Origin of the sequence: Pseudomonas sp. 31 R 17, assembly GCF_900004915.1 — a bacterium.
In the GTDB taxonomy this organism is placed as follows: Bacteria; Pseudomonadota; Gammaproteobacteria; order Pseudomonadales; family Pseudomonadaceae; genus Aquipseudomonas; species Aquipseudomonas orientalis_A.
The window spans coordinates 14877-31704 of record NZ_CVTN01000055.1 but is presented as its reverse complement, the minus strand read 5'-3'; the positions used below and the strand labels follow the sequence as shown (position 1 = coordinate 31704).

Here is a 16828-nt window from a genome sequence, read left to right as displayed (position 1 = left end):
ATCCCATCCCGAACTCAGCAGTGAAACGATGCATCGCCGATGGTAGTGTGGGGTTTCCCCATGTGAGAGTAGGTCATCGTCAAGATTAAATTCCGAAACCCCAATTGCGAAAGCAGTTGGGGTTTTGTTTTGGGCGCTCGAAAAGCCTGCGCATCGAACAGGCTTACCCTCTCTGGATCGCTCTATTCAGGGCTTTTATCGCAGATATCCAAACACCAGTCGAACCTTGCACATGATCCAGGTTCACAGGTGGTGCGCTGTATATTTATCTGCCCGCTATGTACCTTGCAGCCACGCAGTCAGCGTCTGAGCTTAAGCAAAATAATCCCTGGAAAAGGCTAATGCCGCCTGTCCGGACCCGACCAACGCGGACTATCATGCGATAGCCCTGTCCCCTCACTGCAAGGAGCCGCTCGGAACGCCGATGCGCCAGATCTGGAAATCTTTTCGAGCCCTTTATTTCGCCTCCTTGATGATGCTGATCGGCTCCGGCCTGCTCAGTACCTATTTAGCCTTGCGACTGGCGGCTGACCATGTCGACAGCCTGTGGGTGGGTGCGTTGATGGCGGCCAACTACTTTGGCCTGGTGCTGGGCGGCAAGATCGGACACCGCTTGATCGCTCGTGTCGGGCATATACGCGCCTACGCGACCTGCGCCGGAATCGTCGGCGCGGCTGTGCTGGGTCACGGTTTGATCGATTGGCTGCCTGCCTGGATCGTCCTGCGGGTGATCGTGGGCCTGGGGATGATGTGCCAGTACATGGTCATTGAAAGCTGGCTCAATGAGCAGGCGGAGGCCAAGCAGCGTGGCGTAGTGTTCAGCGGCTATATGATCGCTTCCTACCTCGGTCTGGTACTGGGCCAGCTGATACTGGTCATGCATCCCCATCTGGGGCTTGAACTGCTGATGCTGGTGGCGCTGTGCTTTGCCCTGTGCCTGGTGCCGGTGGCCATGACCCGACGTATTCACCCCGCCCCGCTGCATCCGGCGCCGATGGAGCCGCGTTTCTTTATCAAGCGCGTGCCACAGTCCCTCAGCACGGTGCTGGGGGCCGGACTGATCGTCGGCTCGTTCTATGGCCTGGCGCCGCTCTATGCCTCCCAGCAGGGGTTGACGACCGAGCAAGTCGGTTTGTTCATGGGCTCCTGCATTTTTGCGGGACTTCTCGTGCAGTGGCCGCTGGGCTGGTTGTCCGACCGCTATGACCGCGCGCTGCTGATCCGCTGCTTTGCCTTGTGCCTGGCAGTGGCGGCATTGCCCTTGGCGATCATGACTCAGGTTCCGTTGGAAGTGCTGTTCGTGGCGGGCTTCTTTTGTTCACTTGTGCAGTTTTGTCTGTACCCGTTGGCCGTGGCTTTTTCCAATGACCACGTAGAAGGTGATCGCCGGGTCTCGCTGACGGCCATGTTGCTGGTGACCTACGGCGTGGGTGCCAGTATCGGCCCGCTTCTGGCAGGTGTGGTGATGAAGCTGTTCGGCAGCCAGATGCTTTACGCGTTTTTCAGCCTCTGCGCGCTGATCCTGGTATGGCGCATACGGCCGAAGGCGGTGACCAACTTGCATCAGGTAGACGATGCGCCGCTGCATCACGTGGCGATGCCTGACAGTATGTCCAGCTCGCCGTTGGTGGCAGCCCTTGACCCGCGGGTAGATGAACAGGTGGTGCAGGAGCAGATGCAGGCCACTGTTCCTGAACCAGACCCGGAACCTGCCGTCGACGAGCCGGCTGTCGAGGTAGCGCCTGAGTCGACAGACTCGGAAGACCATCCCCACGACTTGAGCAGGGCGCGCCCCTGAACGAAAAACGGGCAGACCCTATCAGGATCTGCCCGTTTTCACTTCAGCGTTCTAGGCTTAAAAGTCGTCGTCCTTGTCGAAGCGTCGAGCTTCACGCTGCAGCTGATACACAAAGCGTTCTACCTGGCGCTGCACCAAACCGCTCATGTTATGAAAGCGCACGCCGGCAAACGTGGTGTTGATCCTGTCTTCGAAATGCAGGTAACGCAACTCGACGGCGGTAGTCATGTTGCCGAATGGCAGCGCGGCGATGAAGCGGTCGTAGACCTGCCCCAGTTGCAGGCGTTCGGCGATGTCGCCTTCAAAGCGCAATTTGCATCCAGTGGCGGAAATGTCCAGCAACTTGCCGTTGACCGGAGCCTTGAGCTTTTCGCCGCCCAATTCGATATTGACCAATTGCGCCAATTTCAGTGCCGCGCGAAATGCATTGCGACGCTGATGATAGACCACCTCACCGGGCATGCTGCCACTGTAGATACGGTGACCATCCTTCTCGCTGATGCTCAGTGTGCCGTTACTCTCCCAGGCGACCCGGACGCCGTCATGAAAACCCTCGACGCGGAAGGGTTCGCCATTTTCGAGGTGACGTTCACCGTCACGCGGAATCATTTCGTCCAGCACCAGCGTCTTGCTGTCCCGGTCGATGTCCACAAGGTAGCTTTGGAAGCGTTGGCTGCGTTCATGGAAAGTGATGATCAATGGATCATGGCTTTCCTGGAGCATCCGCAGCGTGCTGGCGATTTCCAAAGGTGTGGTAAGAACCTTTGGTGGCTGCGGTGCATCTTCCGCATTAAGGGCGTTGAACACGGTTGTTCCATCTCCAGGAAAGTACGACTACACGCAAGAACCGGCATTTTGCCAGTATGTAGCGCACCTTGGATAGGCCGCGCTTTGAACCGCTGTCAGGCTTGGCTGCGGGTGCTTGGCTTGACCAGGCGTGAAGTGGACCCCTGGGCGTTATACAGGGCCGGGGGCTCGCCGCCGTGAAGAATACGTAACTGATTGGCCGTGGTGGCTTGCTGTAGCTGAATCGACTGGCCGTTGAGCAGGTTGGCTTCCTGGCACTGAGTGAGCAGGTGATTGAGCGCTTTGCTTTGCGTCAGCAACTGATCGCCGACCGAGGAATGGCTTGCCAACTGTGCCAGGCCGTCGTGATCGGCGGGCAGGCCCAGGCTGTTGAGGATTTCGCTGCGCTTCTTGCCGTGCTGTTCGAGCAGCACAATCAGCGATTGTTTGCGCGCGAGTATTTCTTCGAGCAAAGGCATATCCCGGCCATACAGGGCCAGGGACTCTTCTTTTAGCAGCTCGAGCAGTTGTTGCGTCGGCGCCAGATCATCAATGATCAGTTGAAGCAAATGTTCGTCGTGGTGCATGGCTGGCCTTGGGTTTTAAGCGTCCAGAAGCCCAGCGCAGGCCTTTGCCTAGCGCTCGGCTTCGAAGTTAAGCAGCTTGCTGGCTACACGGTTGCTGTCGACTGTGTAACTGCCATCGGCGATGGCCTGTTTCAACTCGGCCACGCGGGCTTTATTGACAACCGGTTGATCGCGCAGCGAGTCAGTGACCTTCTGCAACTGCTGAGCCTCATTACTCAGGTGTACCGACTCCCCACTCTGGCTCGCACTCGCCTGCTCTGCCTTGGCCGGCAGGGGCTGGGACTTGGCTTCCACGTTTTCCTTGCCGGCAGTACGCGTAGTGCCTGACGTCGTCGGGGTGTTATTTAAACGGCTGAAATCAATGACCATGATCAAAAAACCTCTGGGTATTTGGACGCTTGCCATGTTTTCGGCAATACCCGGACAAACTTTAGGCGCGAATGACAATAAATCTCCGCACGGAGCACTCTATGCACAGTGTAGGAAAACCTGGCGCCCCGTACCAGTCATCTACAACGCCACCTCGACTTGGCCCGGAGCTGTCACTCGCGCCTTGATCACGCGGTTGGAGTTGAGGTTCTTGACGCGAATCTGTTCGCTCATGCCACCGTTGGACAGCGCTTCCCCCGGCATTTTTACGTTCAACCCGCCGCTGCTGGCGGAAATCACGACCTGGTCACCTTTACGAATGACTTCAGCCTGCTCCAGGTGAACCAGGGTAATCACCTGATCGGTGACCACTGGTCGGGTGAGCCGCTGCCCGATCGCCTGGTCCAGGGACGTCAGGTAACCCTGGTTGATCAGGCTGATATCCCGTTCGCGCAGCGCAACATCGTCATCGCCAATGATGCCGGTGCGCTTCAACGGCCGTGCCACTACGACGACGTCGCGGAACAATTTGACTTGAGCCGGTACAAACACCGTCCAGGGTGAGGCGCCTTCACAGCGTACTTTTACGGTGACACGACCAATGGGCTGGGCCGGGCTTTCCAGGGTGGCTGTCAATTCCTTGTCACACATCGGCATGCGCAGGCGCGGGTCCAACTGTTTGACCTGGATCTCATAGCGCCCCGGTGTCTGGGTGGTCTCCAGATAATCTTCTACAGTGTATTCAAGAAAGCCCTGGGTGACGCCGATAAGGAGATCAGGCAGGGTGACGTTGTCGGCGCGAGCGGTGACGCCCACGCCCCAGACAAGCAGCGCCATCGCGGCGCAGAGCAATCTGCGATACTTTGGGCGGCAAGCGCGTCGGGAAACTGTCGTTTTAATATCCATAGCCAACCAAATAGCAAAGCTCGTGCCGTTTAGTGTTGGGTACGCATCGTACCTCTGGGATTTAGGAGTCTGGGCATGGCAGGTGTAATGGATTCAGTAAACCAGCGCACACAGCTGGTAGGGCAGAATCGCCTGGAGTTGTTGCTTTTTCGCCTGGACGGCAAGCAGCTGTACGGGATCAACGTGTTTAAAGTGCGCGAAGTGCTGCAGTGTCCCAAGCTGACGATCATGCCCAAGTCCAGTCCGGTGGTGTGTGGCGTTGCCAATATACGTGGCGCGACCATCCCCATTCTTGACTTGGCAATGGCCACCGGGTCCTCTGGTTTGCAGGACCGCGAGAGCCCGTTCGTGATCATTACCGAGTACAACACCAAGACCCAGGGGTTTCTGGTGCGCTCGGTGGAACGTATCGTCAACATGAACTGGGAAGAGATTCATCCGCCGCCCAAGGGCACCGGGCGCGATCATTACCTCACGGCGGTGACGCGGGTGGATAACCAGTTGGTGGAAATCATCGACGTGGAGAAAATCCTCGCCGAGGTTGCGCCCACCTCGGAAACGATTTCCGTCGGGGTGGTGGATGCCGAGACGGCCCACAAGGCGGTATCCCTGCGCGTGTTGACCGTGGATGACTCCTCTGTCGCGCGCAAGCAGGTCACGCGTTGCCTGCAAACCGTCGGCGTCGAGGTCGTAGCCCTTAATGATGGGCGCCAAGCCCTGGATTACCTGCGCAAGTTGGTGGACGAGGGCAAGAAGCCGGAGGAAGAGTTCCTGATGATGATTTCCGACATTGAAATGCCGGAAATGGACGGATACACCCTCACGGCTGAAATACGCAACGATCCACGCATGCAAAAATTGCACATCATCCTGCATACTTCGTTGTCGGGGGTATTCAATCAGGCCATGGTCAAGAAGGTCGGTGCAGATGACTTCCTGGCCAAATTCCGGCCTGATGACCTCGCATCCCGGGTAGTCGACCGGATCAAGGCAGCAGATCACGGCTAGGGGCATTTCTCCTGGCGGTCACACGATTTAAGAGGCGGTACCATTGTCTACGGGTAATTTGGATTTCGAACAGTTCCGGGTCTTCCTGGAAAAAGCCTGTGGCATATTGCTCGGTGAAAACAAGCAGTACCTGGTATCCAGCCGTCTCAACAAGCTGATGGAACAGCAGGGCATCAAATCCCTGGGTGAGTTGGTCCAGCGTATCCAGGGGCAGCCGCGCAGCGGGCTCAAGGAGATGGTGGTCGATGCCATGACCACCAACGAAACCTTATGGTTTCGCGATACCTACCCCTTTGAGGTGCTCAAGAACAAAGTGCTGCCCGAAGCCATCAAGGCCAGCCCGGGCCAGCGCCTGCGCATCTGGTCGGCGGCATGCTCCTCGGGACAGGAACCTTATTCGATCTCCATGACCATCGACGAGTTCGAGCGGACCAACATGGGCCAGTTGAAAGCCGGCGCGCAAATTGTGGCGACGGACCTGTCCGGCAGCATGCTCACCAACTGCAAGACCGGTGAGTACGACAGCCTGGCCCTGGGCCGAGGCCTGTCCCAAGAACGTTTGCAGCGCTATTTTGACCCGAAGGGGGCAGGGCGCTGGGCGATCAAGGCGCCGATCAAGAACCGCGTCGAGTTCCGCTCGTTCAACTTGCTCGACAGCTACGCCAGCCTGGGCAAGTTCGACATGGTGTTCTGCCGCAACGTGCTGATCTACTTCTCGGCCGAAGTGAAGAAGGACATCCTTTTGCGCATCCATGGCACGCTCAAGCGCGGCGGGTATCTATTCCTTGGCGCGTCGGAAGCCTTGAACGGCTTGCCGGATCACTACCAGATGGTGCAGTGCAGCCCGGGAATCATCTACCAGGCCAAATAATAACGTTTACCCGGTAAAAAATGTGGGAGGGGGCTTGCCCCCGATGGCGGTGGGTCAGTCAGCTATTCATGACATGGCACACTGCTATCGGGGGCAAGCCCCCTCCCACATTTGTTTCGCGGCACTTTCAACGGTAGCGGCAATCCTTCCATTGCCGCTTTACTGGCGCCACGCGGAAAGCACTTGCCGCTTTTCTGGCATTGCCGCCGGCAATTTCTCTGCAAGCCCTTGATATACGGGGCTTGGTCACATTGGCATGCACCTTGCTATAACCCTGCTAACGAACAGCAGGTCAGCCTAAAGGTTTCCGCCATGAGCATCAGCTTCGATAAAGCGCTCGGTATCCACGAAAAAGCCCTGGGCTTCCGCGCCCAGCGTGCCGAAGTCCTGGCCAACAACATCGCCAACGCCGACACCCCGAACTACAAGGCTCGGGACCTGGACTTCTCCGCCGTGCTCGCCGCACAGCAGGACAAAACCAAAAACGGTTCCTTCGCCTTGAACATGACCAACAGTCGTCATATTGAAGCGCAAGGCCTGAGCAGTGGTGACGAGTCGCTGCTGTATCGCACGCCGATGCAGCCGTCGATCGACCAGAACACCGTTGATGCTCAACTGGAACAATCGAACTACGCCGAAAACTCGGTGAACTTCCAGGCCAGCTTCACCCTGCTCAACAGCAAATTCAAAGGGCTGATGTCAGCCCTGCGTGGAGAATAAGCCATGTCCCTGTCCAGTGTTTTCAATATTGCCGGCAGTGGCATGAGCGCGCAGACCACGCGTTTGAACACCGTCGCCAGTAACATCGCCAACGCCGAGACCGTGTCTTCGAGCATTGACCAGACTTACCGCGCCCGTCATCCGGTATTTGCCACCATGTTCCAGGGTGGGCAGGGCGGCGGCAGTGATTCCCTGTTCCAGAACCAGGATGCCGCCGGGCAAGGCGTGCAGGTGCTGGGTGTGGTCGAGGACCAGAGCAACCTCGAAGCGCGTTACGAGCCGAACCATCCGGCAGCGAACGAAAAGGGTTATGTCTACTACCCCAACGTCAACGTGGTCGAGGAGATGGCCGACATGATTTCCGCCAGCCGTTCGTTCCAGACCAACGCGGAAATGATGAACACCGCCAAAACCATGATGCAGAAGGTCCTGACCCTGGGTCAGTGATAAGGGGCGCCGAATAATGGCCATCGTTGATACGTCAAACAACACGGCAGTCCAGGACCTGTTCAACTCCAAGGTCAAGGACGCTTCAAACAACGTAGCGAATGTTTCCAAGGCCGCCACCGGCAACCAGGCGTTGGGCAAGGATGCATTCCTGCAACTGCTGGTCACCCAGCTGAAAAACCAGAACCCGTTGTCGCCACAGGACAACGGTGCCTTCGTGGCCCAGTTGGCCCAGTTCAGCAGCCTGGAAGGCATCAACACCCTGAACGACTCGGTAAACAACATATCGAGCAACTTCAGCTCGTCGCAGGCGCTGCAGGCTTCGTCGCTGGTGGGACGTTCGATCATCACCCAGACCGACAAGGCACTGGTCGATACCAGCAAGAGCATGAACGGTTCGGTGGCGGTAACGGCGGCAACGGGCAACGTCTCGATCAAGATCACCGACAAGGACGGCAACGTGGTGCGCACCCTCGATATGGGCGCCCAGAGCGCGGGTTCGTCGGACTTCATCTGGGATGGCAAAAACGATAAGGGTGAGGTCGCCCCAGCCGGCACTTACACCTTCGCGGCCTCCGCCAAGAGCGACAAGGGCGACGCGGTTGCCCTGGCTACTTCACTGCCGGCAACGGTGACCAGCGTGACGCTGAGCAAGACAGGTGGCGAAATGCTGTTGAACCTTGCAGGCGGCATGGGCAGCGTCAAGCTGTCGCAAATTCAGACTATTGGTACATAGAGCCGGCTAACCACGGCAGAGGGAGAGAAACATGTCTTTTAATATCGGCCTTAGCGGCCTCTATGCGGCCAACAAACAACTGGACGTAACCGGCAACAACATCGCCAACGTGGCGACCACTGGCTTCAAGTCGTCCCGTGCAGAATTCGCGGACATCTACGCGGCGTCCAAACTGGGCACCGGGAAGAACAGCATCGGCAATGGCGTGAACCTGGCGGCGGTGTCGCAGCAATTCACCCAGGGGGACGTGAATGGCAGCGGCGGCATCCTGGACATGGCGATCCAGGGCGGCGGTTTCTTCGTGCAGAAGGGCAGTGACGGTTCGCTGGAATACACCCGCAGCGGTGCGTTCCGTGCCGACAAAGACGGCTACATCACCAACAACAGCGGTACCTCGCGCCTGCAAGGCTACGCGGCGGATGATAACGGCAAAATCAACAAGGGCGGCCTGACCGACCTGCAACTGAACCTGACGAACCTGCCGCCCAAGGCCTCCACCAAAGTGGACTCCGCCAGTAACCTGAACTCCTCGGAGCCGGTGATCGATCAAACGGCCAAGCCATTTGATCCCACCAAGACCGACACCTTTACCACGCAATACAGCACCACCTTGTACGATTCCCAGGGCAACGCTCACCCGATGGTGCAGTACCTGGTGAAAACCGACGGCAACAAGTGGAATGCCTACACCCTGATCGACGGCCGCAACCCTGACGGTTCTTCCCCGACGGGCACCCCATCGACCCCACCTGTGGCATCGACGCTGACCTTCGATGGCGCGGGCAAACTCACCAGTGTGGTGACCGGTGGTGTATCCGATAAGACCCTCACCGTTGCCGGCTGGGTCCCGGGTACGGTGACCAATGGTGTGTGGAAGGCCAACGGTGCGAATGCCAACCCGGGCGGGATTTCGGTCAACATGGCCAACATCACGCAGTACAACTCGGCCACCTACCGTAACCCTCCGGTGACCGATGGCTATGCCACCGGCCAGATCACCGGCCTGAAGATCGACGGCAGCGGTGTATTGTTCGCCACTTTCAGCAACCAGCAGAGCAAGGCTATCGGCCAGATCTCGCTGGCCAGCTTCAACAACGAACAAGGCCTGCAACCCGCCGGCAGCACCACCTGGAAAGAAACCTTCGCGTCGGGCCAACCGGGTTACGACACCCCGCAATCCGGCACCCTGGGCTCGATCGTGGCCAACTCTCTGGAGAACTCCAACGTCAACCTGACCAATGAGTTGGTGGACCTGATCAAGGCCCAGAGCAACTACCAGGCGAACGCCAAGACCATCTCCACCCAGAGCACCATCATGCAGACCATCATTCAAATGACGTGATGCGCCGGCGCTCCACAGGAAGCCCCTCGTAAGAGGGGCTTTTTTGTGCCCGCAGGAAAAGTGCCGGCGACATATAGGGTTACGCGCAGACATGCGCCGCACGGAACGCGGCATGCCCGCCTTGCCACTGATCGGATCATAGCCGAGAGGCTCAGCCATCATAGGGGGCGGGGATATGTGGGGTACGGGTGTTTTCGCAGCCGATAGCATGCGCGCAGGACCGCTACCAGGCAGGGTTGCGGATCAGTCGAAACCGGTAGCGCCTGACGCCGACAAGGCAACGGTTAAAACCCTGCTTAACCAACTGTTTGAGGCGCAGCAGTCGGGCAAGGCGCAGACGGTTCAGGACACGCGCGACAAGTTGAATGCGCTGCGTGAGAAGTTGGGGGACGAGACATTCAAGGCGATTCTCGAGCAGCTCAAGAAAGACGCCGATGCGGCTTGGTTGGCGTTCTTGAAGGCTCTGTTTCCGGAGCTGTTTGCAGATGAGTCTGTTCCACCGCCTTCTCCAGCACCGCCGACCCCCTCACCACCGTCATATCGCGGGTTCCAAGGCAGAGAAGTCGATCCGAGTAATTACGGCACTGCGGAGTCCATGAGTGACAAGCCGTTTACCGAGGGCGCGTTTCACGCTGACTACAGGCCGGACAAAAGCAACCCAGGTAAGAAACCCGGTATGGGCAAGGAGCCCGGCAATATCTGGAGTGGTTTTTGTCAGGGGCCGGATGGCAACTGCGTTACGGTCTCAGCGATTAAAGCCGCAATGATGAAATTTGGTCAAAAACCCACCGATATTTTCAAGGATGTGAAAATGGCCGGTGATGGTTATGAAGTGCAGATGCGTGATGGGTTTCAGCTGTATTTGAGCAGAGGCGAATTGCAGATGGCGGCACGGCAAGCACGGTTCAGGGGCGATGATCCGGCCATGATGACGGACGCCAATTTCCTGTATGCCGCCAGCGCCAAGCGCGCTCAAATGGAAAATAATGACGGCCGCGCGCGGGCGAGTTTTTTTACGGCCACGCAAACTTTGAACGACGGTGAGTGGAGCACTGAAGCGCTCGACCGGCTTGGACTCAAAGGTCTTTACAGGTCTTCTTCAAGTGCGGAATTGGCAGGCGGTGGAGTGTTGGGCGTTGTCGATGACGGAGAGCACTCAATGGCCGTAATCGGCGGCCGTCTTGAGTTGTGGGGCAAGCGTGCCGGAAGGCCTGATCAGCCAAATGCTTTCGCTCTTATCTAGCGTAATAACGAAAAAACCGACCGCCTTAGACAATTCCAAGGCGGTCGGTTTTTTAATTCCTGTAACTCAGGCGTTGCTCAGCTTATTGGCAAGCTTCGCAATCCGGCTCATCAATCGCACACGCCTTAGGCACAGGCGCCGGGCCGGCTGGCGCGGCCAATACCGAGTCATCACCATGGTTGCCGCTGGAAACAGCGTTCAGCTTGCCGGTGTTGATGGTCGACTTCTCGGTGCTGGTCGCGGCCAGGGCACGGAGGTAGTAAGTGGTTTTCAGGCCACGGTACCAAGCCATGCGGTAGGTCACGTCGAGCTTCTTGCCCGAAGCACCGGCGATGTAGAGGTTCAGGGACTGCGCCTGGTCGATCCACTTCTGACGACGGCTGGCGGCGTCAACGATCCACTTGGTGTCCACTTCGAACGCGGTTGCGTAGAGCTCTTTGAGTTCCTGCGGGATGCGCTCGATCTGTTGCACGGAACCGTCGTAGTACTTCAGGTCGTTGATCATCACCGAGTCCCACAGGCCACGGGCTTTCAGGTCGCGGACCAGGTACGGGTTGATCACGGTGAACTCGCCCGACAGGTTCGATTTCACATACAGGTTCTGGTAGGTCGGTTCGATCGACTGCGACACGCCAGTGATGTTGGCGATGGTTGCGGTCGGTGCGATAGCCATGATGTTGGAGTTACGAATGCCTTTCTGCACACGGGCACGTACCGGCGCCCAGTCCAGGGATTCGTTCAGGTCAACGTCGATGTACTTCTGGCCACGCTGCTCGATCAGGATCTGTTGCGAGTCCAGCGGCAGGATGCCCTTGGACCACAACGAACCCTGGAACGTCTCATAGGCGCCGCGCTCGTCGGCCAGGTCGCAGGAAGCCTGGATCGCGTAGTAGCTGACCGCTTCCATGGACTTGTCGGCGAACTCGACGGCAGCATCGGAACCGTAAGGAATGTGCTGCAGGTACAGGGCGTCCTGGAAGCCCATGATGCCCAGTCCGACCGGACGGTGCTTGAAGTTGGAGTTCTGCGCCTGTGGCACCGAGTAGTAGTTGATGTCGATCACGTTATCGAGCATGCGTACGGCGGTGTTGACGGTGCGTGCAAGCTTCACGGTGTCCAGCTTGCCGTTGACGATATGGTTCGGCAGGTTGATCGAGCCCAGGTTGCAGACGGCGATCTCGTCCTTGTTGGTGTTCAAGGTGATCTCGGTGCACAGGTTCGAGCTGTGGACCACGCCCACGTGCTGCTGCGGGCTGCGCAGGTTGCACGGGTCCTTGAAGGTCAGCCATGGGTGGCCGGTTTCGAACAGCATCGACAGCATCTTGCGCCACAGGTCTTTGGCCTGGATGGTCTTGAACAGCTTGATTTTGCCAGGGTACTGGGCCAGGGCTTCGTAGTACTCGTAACGCTCTTCGAAGGCCTTGCCGGTCAGGTCGTGCAGGTCCGGTACTTCGGACGGCGAGAACAGGGTCCACTGGCCGTCATCGAAGACTCGCTTCATAAACAGGTCAGGGATCCAGTTGGCGGTGTTCATGTCGTGGGTACGACGACGATCATCACCGGTGTTCTTGCGCAGCTCGATGAACTCTTCAATGTCCATGTGCCAGGTTTCCAGGTAGGCACATACAGCGCCTTTGCGCTTGCCGCCCTGGTTCACGGCAACGGCGGTGTCGTTTACCACTTTCAGGAACGGCACGACGCCCTGGGATTTACCATTGGTGCCCTTGATGTACGAACCCAGTGCACGCACCGGGGTCCAGTCATTGCCCAGGCCGCCGGCGAATTTGGACAACATGGCGTTGTCGTGGATCGCGTGGTAGATGCCCGACAGGTCATCCGGCACGGTGGTCAGGTAGCAGCTCGACAGCTGTGGACGCAGGGTGCCGGCGTTGAACAGGGTCGGGGTCGACGACATGTAGTCAAAGGACGACAACAGGTTGTAGAACTCGATCGCACGGTCTTCCTTGTGCTTCTCTTCGATCGCCAGGCCCATGGCCACGCGCATGAAGAACACTTGCGGCAGTTCGAAGCGGATCCCGTCCTTGTGGATGAAATAACGGTCGTACAGGGTTTGCAGGCCCAGGTAGGTGAACTGCTGGTCGCGCTCGTGGTTGATCGCCTTGCCGAGTTTTTCCAGGTCGAAGGTGGCCAGGATCGGGTTGAGCAATTCGAATTCGATACCCTTGGCGATGTAGGCCGGCAGGGCCTTGGCGTACAGGTCGGCCATCTCGTGGTGGGTGGCGCTGTCGGCGACACCGAGGAAGCCCAGGCCTTCGGCGCGCAGGGTGTCCATCAGCAGGCGCGCGGTCACGAACGAGTAGTTCGGTTCGCGTTCAACCAGGGTACGGGCGGTCATCACCAGGGCGGTGTTGACGTCGGTCAGGGCCACGCCGTCGTACAGGTTTTTCAGGGTTTCGCGCTGGATCAGGTCACCGTCGACTTCTTCCAGGCCTTCGCAGGCCTCGGTGATGATGGTGTTCAGGCGGCCCAGGTCCAGTGGCGCAAAGCTGCCATCGGCCAGGGTGATGCGGATCGACGGGTGCGCTTGCACGGCGTCGGCGGATGGCGCGTGTACGGCACGTTCCTTGGCGCGCGAATCGCGGTAGATCACGTAGTCACGGGCAACTTTCTGCTCGCCGGCACGCATCAGGGCCAGTTCGACCTGGTCCTGGATTTCTTCGATGTGGATGGTGCCGCCCGATGGCATGCGACGCTTGAAGGTCGCGGTGACCTGCTCGGTCAGGCGGGCAACGGTGTCGTGGATGCGCGACGAAGCAGCAGCGGTGCCGCCTTCAACTGCAAGAAACGCTTTGGTGATGGCGACGGTTATCTTGTCATCGGTGTAAGGAACGACAGTGCCGTTACGCTTGATCACGCGCAATTGGCCAGGTGCGGTGGCGGACAGATCCATATTCGAATCGGCGGCCTGCGGCACGGAGCCCTGCGGGTTCTCGCGAGTTGTGTCGGTTTGCATGGGGGGTTGTCTCCACGTTCTATATTTGATTGCGAGTGCCAGGCTTTCCTGCAACACCCGTACCGTTTTCCATGTCTTTGGATGAAAAACAGCTGCCATCCGCGTGAGCGGTTTGGTCTACTGAAAATCGGTTGGTTCCACGCTGCGCCAGCAATAAAACGCTTGAATTTCGAGCCGCTTATGTGGTTGGACGCTTTCCGCCAAAACCCTACATGTAGGGTCTCTTGAAGTGCCGAGGTACAAGATAATGCGTTTTACAGGTGTTAGCAACGCACTAACCTGTGGATAACACTGTGAGTAAAATGTGTAAGAAAGGTTGAAGGGGCGTGTAGGCCGCATTACTGCTGGATTGCGCCGTTTGTCATTAAATGTTTCGAGCGTAAAACAAGTTGGCGATTTTCGAAGGGCGCGAACCCTACCACAAAAAAACGCCATGACCGAATGGATTTCCCGGCTTGTGCTTATGGGTTGGCCCATGGCTACAATCGACCTTCTTTATGCCCTCAACACATGACAAACAGGCTGTGCCTGGATCGCGTCGGCCGGAAGAATTTCCTATAACAATGAGGACACCCCATGGGACAGGATCCCTGGCAGGTATTGATCGTCGAGGATGACGAACGCTTGGCCGAGCTGACCCGCGAATACCTGGAGAGCAACGGCCTGCGCGTGTCGGTGGAGAACGACGGTGCCCTGGCGGCGGCGCGCATTATCGCCGAGCAGCCTGACCTGGTGATCCTCGACCTGATGCTGCCCGGCGAAGACGGCCTGAGCATCTGCCGCAAGGTGCGCGGGGGCTATGACGGCGTCATCCTGATGCTCACTGCGCGCACCGACGACATGGACCAGGTGCAGGGCCTGGACATGGGCGCCGATGACTACGTGTGCAAACCCGTGCGTCCGCGCCTGTTGCTGGCGCGTATCCACGCCCTGCTGCGGCGCAGCGAACCGGCGCCGGCGGTTGCGGTGGAGCACCAGCGACGCCTGCAATTCGGCCCGTTGGTGGTGGACAACGCCTTGCGCGAGGCCTGGCTGCACCAGGGCGGCATCGAACTGACCAGTGCCGAGTTCGACCTGCTGTGGTTGTTGGTGGCCAACGCCGGGCGAATTCTGTCGCGCGAAGAAATTTTCATCGCCCTGCGCGGCGTCGGTTACGACGGCCAGGATCGTTCGATTGATGTGCGCATTTCACGTATTCGCCCCAAGATCGGCGATGACCCGATCCACCCGCGCCTGATCAAGACCATCCGCAGCAAAGGCTACCTGTTCGTGCCCGAAGCCGCTGCCGACATGCCGCTGTGAACTCGATCTTCCTGCGCATCTACGGCGGCATGTGCGCCGCGCTGATCCTGGTCGCGCTGCTGGGGGTGCTGGCCCTGCACTTGCTCAACGATGTGCGCAGCGACCAATACCGCGAGCGCCTGGCCCATGGCACGTTCGCGTTGATGGGCGACAATCTGCGGCCCATGAGCGCCATCGAGCGTCAGCGCGCATTGGCGGTGTGGGAGCGATTGCTGGGCATTCCGTTGCAGTTGCGCACCTTCGCCGACGCGCAACTGGACATGAGCCAGCGCAAGCGCCTGCAACGTGGCCAGGTCCTGGTGGAGCAGACGGGGCCCCATGCCGCGCGGGTACTGCGTCTGGTCAGCGAACAGGAGCAATGGGTGCTCACCGGCGAAGTGCAGCAGATCAGCGAGCAATTGGCCCGCGCCACTATCTACCTGCTGGCCGACGAACTGGTGCGGTTTCCGGTGGCCGAGCAACCGCAACGCCTGGCTGACCTCAAGCAGGCCAAGGGCTTTGGTTTCGAGATGCACCTGATGACCCTCGACCAGGCCGATATGGACGACGACCAGCGCCGGCGAGTGGCCGAAGGCGATACGGTGATGGCCCTGGGCAAGGGCGGTGATTCGATCCGTGTGTTTGCCGGCATGGTCGGCACGCCGTGGGTGCTGGAGATCGGCCCGCTGTATCAGATGAACCCGTACCCGGCGCAATGGCTGATCCTGATCGCGCTGATCGGCCTGACCCTGATCGGTCTGATCGTCTACCTGTTGGTGCGCCAGCTCGAGCGCCGCCTCAAGGGCCTGGAGGCGGCGGCCACGCGCATCGCCAAGGGCAACCTGGAGGTTCGCGTACCGGCGCGAGGCGTCGACTCGGTGGGGCGGTTGGCGGCGGCGTTCAACGGCATGGCCGAGCACTTGCAGCAATTGCTGGCGATTCAGCGTGAACTGGTACGCGCAGTGTCCCACGAGCTGCGCACGCCCGTGGCGCGCCTGCGCTTCGGCCTGGAGATGCTGGGCGACGCCACCACCGCCGAGGCCCGGCGCAAATACCTGGAGGGCATGGACGGTGATATCCAGGACCTCGATGGCCTGGTCGATGAGATGCTCACTTATGCGCGCCTGGAACAGGGCGCGCCGGCGTTGGACTTCCAGCGCGTCGACCTCGATGCGTTGCTCGACCAGGTGATCGGCGAATTGTCGCCACTGCGCCCGCAAGTCAGCGTCACCCGCGGGGTTCGCCCTTCATCGGCGCATCACCAGGACGCCTGGGTCGATGCCGAACCCCGCTACCTGCATCGCGCGCTGCAGAACCTGGTCAGCAATGCCATGCGCCACGCCAAGGGCCAGGTGCTGATCAGCTATCAGGTCGGGCAGATGCGGTGCCGTATCGACGTGGAAGACGATGGCCCCGGCATACCGGAAAGTGCCTGGGAACGTGTGTTCACCCCGTTCCTGCGCCTGGACGACAGCCGCACGCGCGCCTCGGGCGGGCACGGCCTGGGCCTGTCGATCGTGCGGCGGATTATCTATTGGCACGGCGGGCGGGCGTTGATCAGCAAAAGCAACAACCTGGGCGGGGCGTGTTTCAGTCTGAGTTGGCCCAGAGAACAGGGAAAACCCTGACACCGCCCATCGGGGCATAGGTATCTACACAACTCAGCAGCGCCCAACCGTAACCACGATGCGAAGCGAGCCGCTCTTGATCTGGCTTTTGATCTTGATCTGAGGCGCCCCGTTAAACCACGCTGGCCGAAC

General features: G+C 59.1%; 15 protein-coding genes and 1 rRNA gene. 11 read left to right on the top strand and 5 right to left on the bottom strand.

Annotated elements, in window-relative coordinates:
• Both rrf and BFP89_RS07055 read left to right on the top strand, forming a co-directional pair.
• Positions 1-85, top strand: a 5S ribosomal RNA gene (rrf, locus tag BFP89_RS07060); the annotation flags it as partial.
• 339 nt (positions 86-424) lie between these two features.
• The gene (locus tag BFP89_RS07055; protein ID WP_065884809.1) at positions 425-1798 is read left to right on the top strand and encodes an MFS transporter; all 1374 of its coding nucleotides are present in this window, start codon (positions 425-427) and stop codon (positions 1796-1798) included.
• A 57-nt stretch (positions 1799-1855) separates the two neighbouring features.
• Here the strand turns inward: BFP89_RS07055 and BFP89_RS07050 are convergent, their stop codons facing one another.
• The 4 genes from BFP89_RS07050 to flgA all read right to left on the bottom strand — a co-directional run bounded on the left by BFP89_RS07050 (position 1856) and on the right by flgA (position 4446).
• On the bottom strand, positions 1856-2605 hold the full coding sequence (locus BFP89_RS07050) for a flagellar brake protein (RefSeq protein ID WP_065884808.1): 750 nt from the start codon (positions 2603-2605) through the stop codon (positions 1856-1858).
• A gap of 95 nt (positions 2606-2700) precedes the next feature.
• Complete coding sequence (locus tag BFP89_RS07045) at positions 2701-3171, bottom strand: flagellar protein FlgN (RefSeq protein ID WP_065884807.1); 471 nt, start codon at positions 3169-3171, stop codon at positions 2701-2703.
• A 48-nt stretch (positions 3172-3219) separates the two neighbouring features.
• Positions 3220-3540, bottom strand: a complete 321-nt coding sequence (gene flgM / locus BFP89_RS07040; RefSeq protein ID WP_065884811.1) for a flagellar biosynthesis anti-sigma factor FlgM — start codon at positions 3538-3540, stop codon at positions 3220-3222.
• 141 nt (positions 3541-3681) lie between these two features.
• Positions 3682-4446, bottom strand: coding sequence for a flagellar basal body P-ring formation chaperone FlgA (flgA, locus tag BFP89_RS07035; protein WP_065884806.1), 765 nt, complete (start codon positions 4444-4446; stop codon positions 3682-3684).
• A gap of 75 nt (positions 4447-4521) precedes the next feature.
• Here flgA and BFP89_RS07030 point away from each other — a divergent pair, with 75 nt between their 5' ends.
• The 7 genes from BFP89_RS07030 (at position 4522) to BFP89_RS07000 (ending at position 10813) form a co-directional block, all read left to right on the top strand.
• Positions 4522-5454, top strand: a complete 933-nt coding sequence (locus tag BFP89_RS07030; RefSeq protein WP_065884805.1) for a chemotaxis protein CheV — start codon at positions 4522-4524, stop codon at positions 5452-5454.
• Between the two features lie 43 nt (positions 5455-5497).
• Positions 5498-6325 (top strand): protein-glutamate O-methyltransferase CheR, encoded by an 828-nt coding sequence (gene cheR / locus BFP89_RS07025; protein WP_065884804.1) that lies wholly within the window; start codon positions 5498-5500, stop codon positions 6323-6325.
• A gap of 312 nt (positions 6326-6637) precedes the next feature.
• Complete coding sequence (flgB, locus tag BFP89_RS07020) at positions 6638-7045, top strand: flagellar basal body rod protein FlgB (protein ID WP_065884803.1); 408 nt, start codon at positions 6638-6640, stop codon at positions 7043-7045.
• 3 nt (positions 7046-7048) lie between these two features.
• Entirely contained in the window at positions 7049-7492 is a 444-nt protein-coding gene (gene flgC / locus BFP89_RS07015; protein ID WP_065884802.1) for a flagellar basal body rod protein FlgC, read from the top strand.
• 16 nt (positions 7493-7508) lie between these two features.
• On the top strand, positions 7509-8228 hold the full coding sequence (flgD, locus tag BFP89_RS07010; RefSeq protein WP_065884801.1) for a flagellar hook assembly protein FlgD: 720 nt from the start codon (positions 7509-7511) through the stop codon (positions 8226-8228).
• Positions 8229-8259: 31 nt separating this feature from the next.
• On the top strand, positions 8260-9570 hold the full coding sequence (gene flgE / locus BFP89_RS07005) for a flagellar hook protein FlgE (RefSeq protein ID WP_065884800.1): 1311 nt from the start codon (positions 8260-8262) through the stop codon (positions 9568-9570).
• Positions 9571-9778: 208 nt separating this feature from the next.
• Positions 9779-10813 (top strand): hypothetical protein, encoded by a 1035-nt coding sequence (locus BFP89_RS07000; protein WP_065884810.1) that lies wholly within the window; start codon positions 9779-9781, stop codon positions 10811-10813.
• An 82-nt stretch (positions 10814-10895) separates the two neighbouring features.
• Here the strand turns inward: BFP89_RS07000 and BFP89_RS06995 are convergent, their stop codons facing one another.
• Positions 10896-13787, bottom strand: a complete 2892-nt coding sequence (locus tag BFP89_RS06995) for a ribonucleoside-diphosphate reductase subunit alpha (protein ID WP_065884799.1) — start codon at positions 13785-13787, stop codon at positions 10896-10898.
• A 576-nt stretch (positions 13788-14363) separates the two neighbouring features.
• Between BFP89_RS06995 and BFP89_RS06990 the strand changes: the two genes are divergently transcribed.
• Both BFP89_RS06990 and BFP89_RS06985 read left to right on the top strand, forming a co-directional pair.
• The gene (locus BFP89_RS06990; RefSeq protein WP_065884798.1) at positions 14364-15089 is read left to right on the top strand and encodes a response regulator; all 726 of its coding nucleotides are present in this window, start codon (positions 14364-14366) and stop codon (positions 15087-15089) included.
• Entirely contained in the window at positions 15086-16696 is a 1611-nt protein-coding gene (locus BFP89_RS06985; protein WP_065884797.1) for an ATP-binding protein, read from the top strand. Before BFP89_RS06990 ends, BFP89_RS06985 begins: the two co-directional genes overlap by 4 nt.
• Positions 16697-16828: the final 132 nt, after the last annotated feature.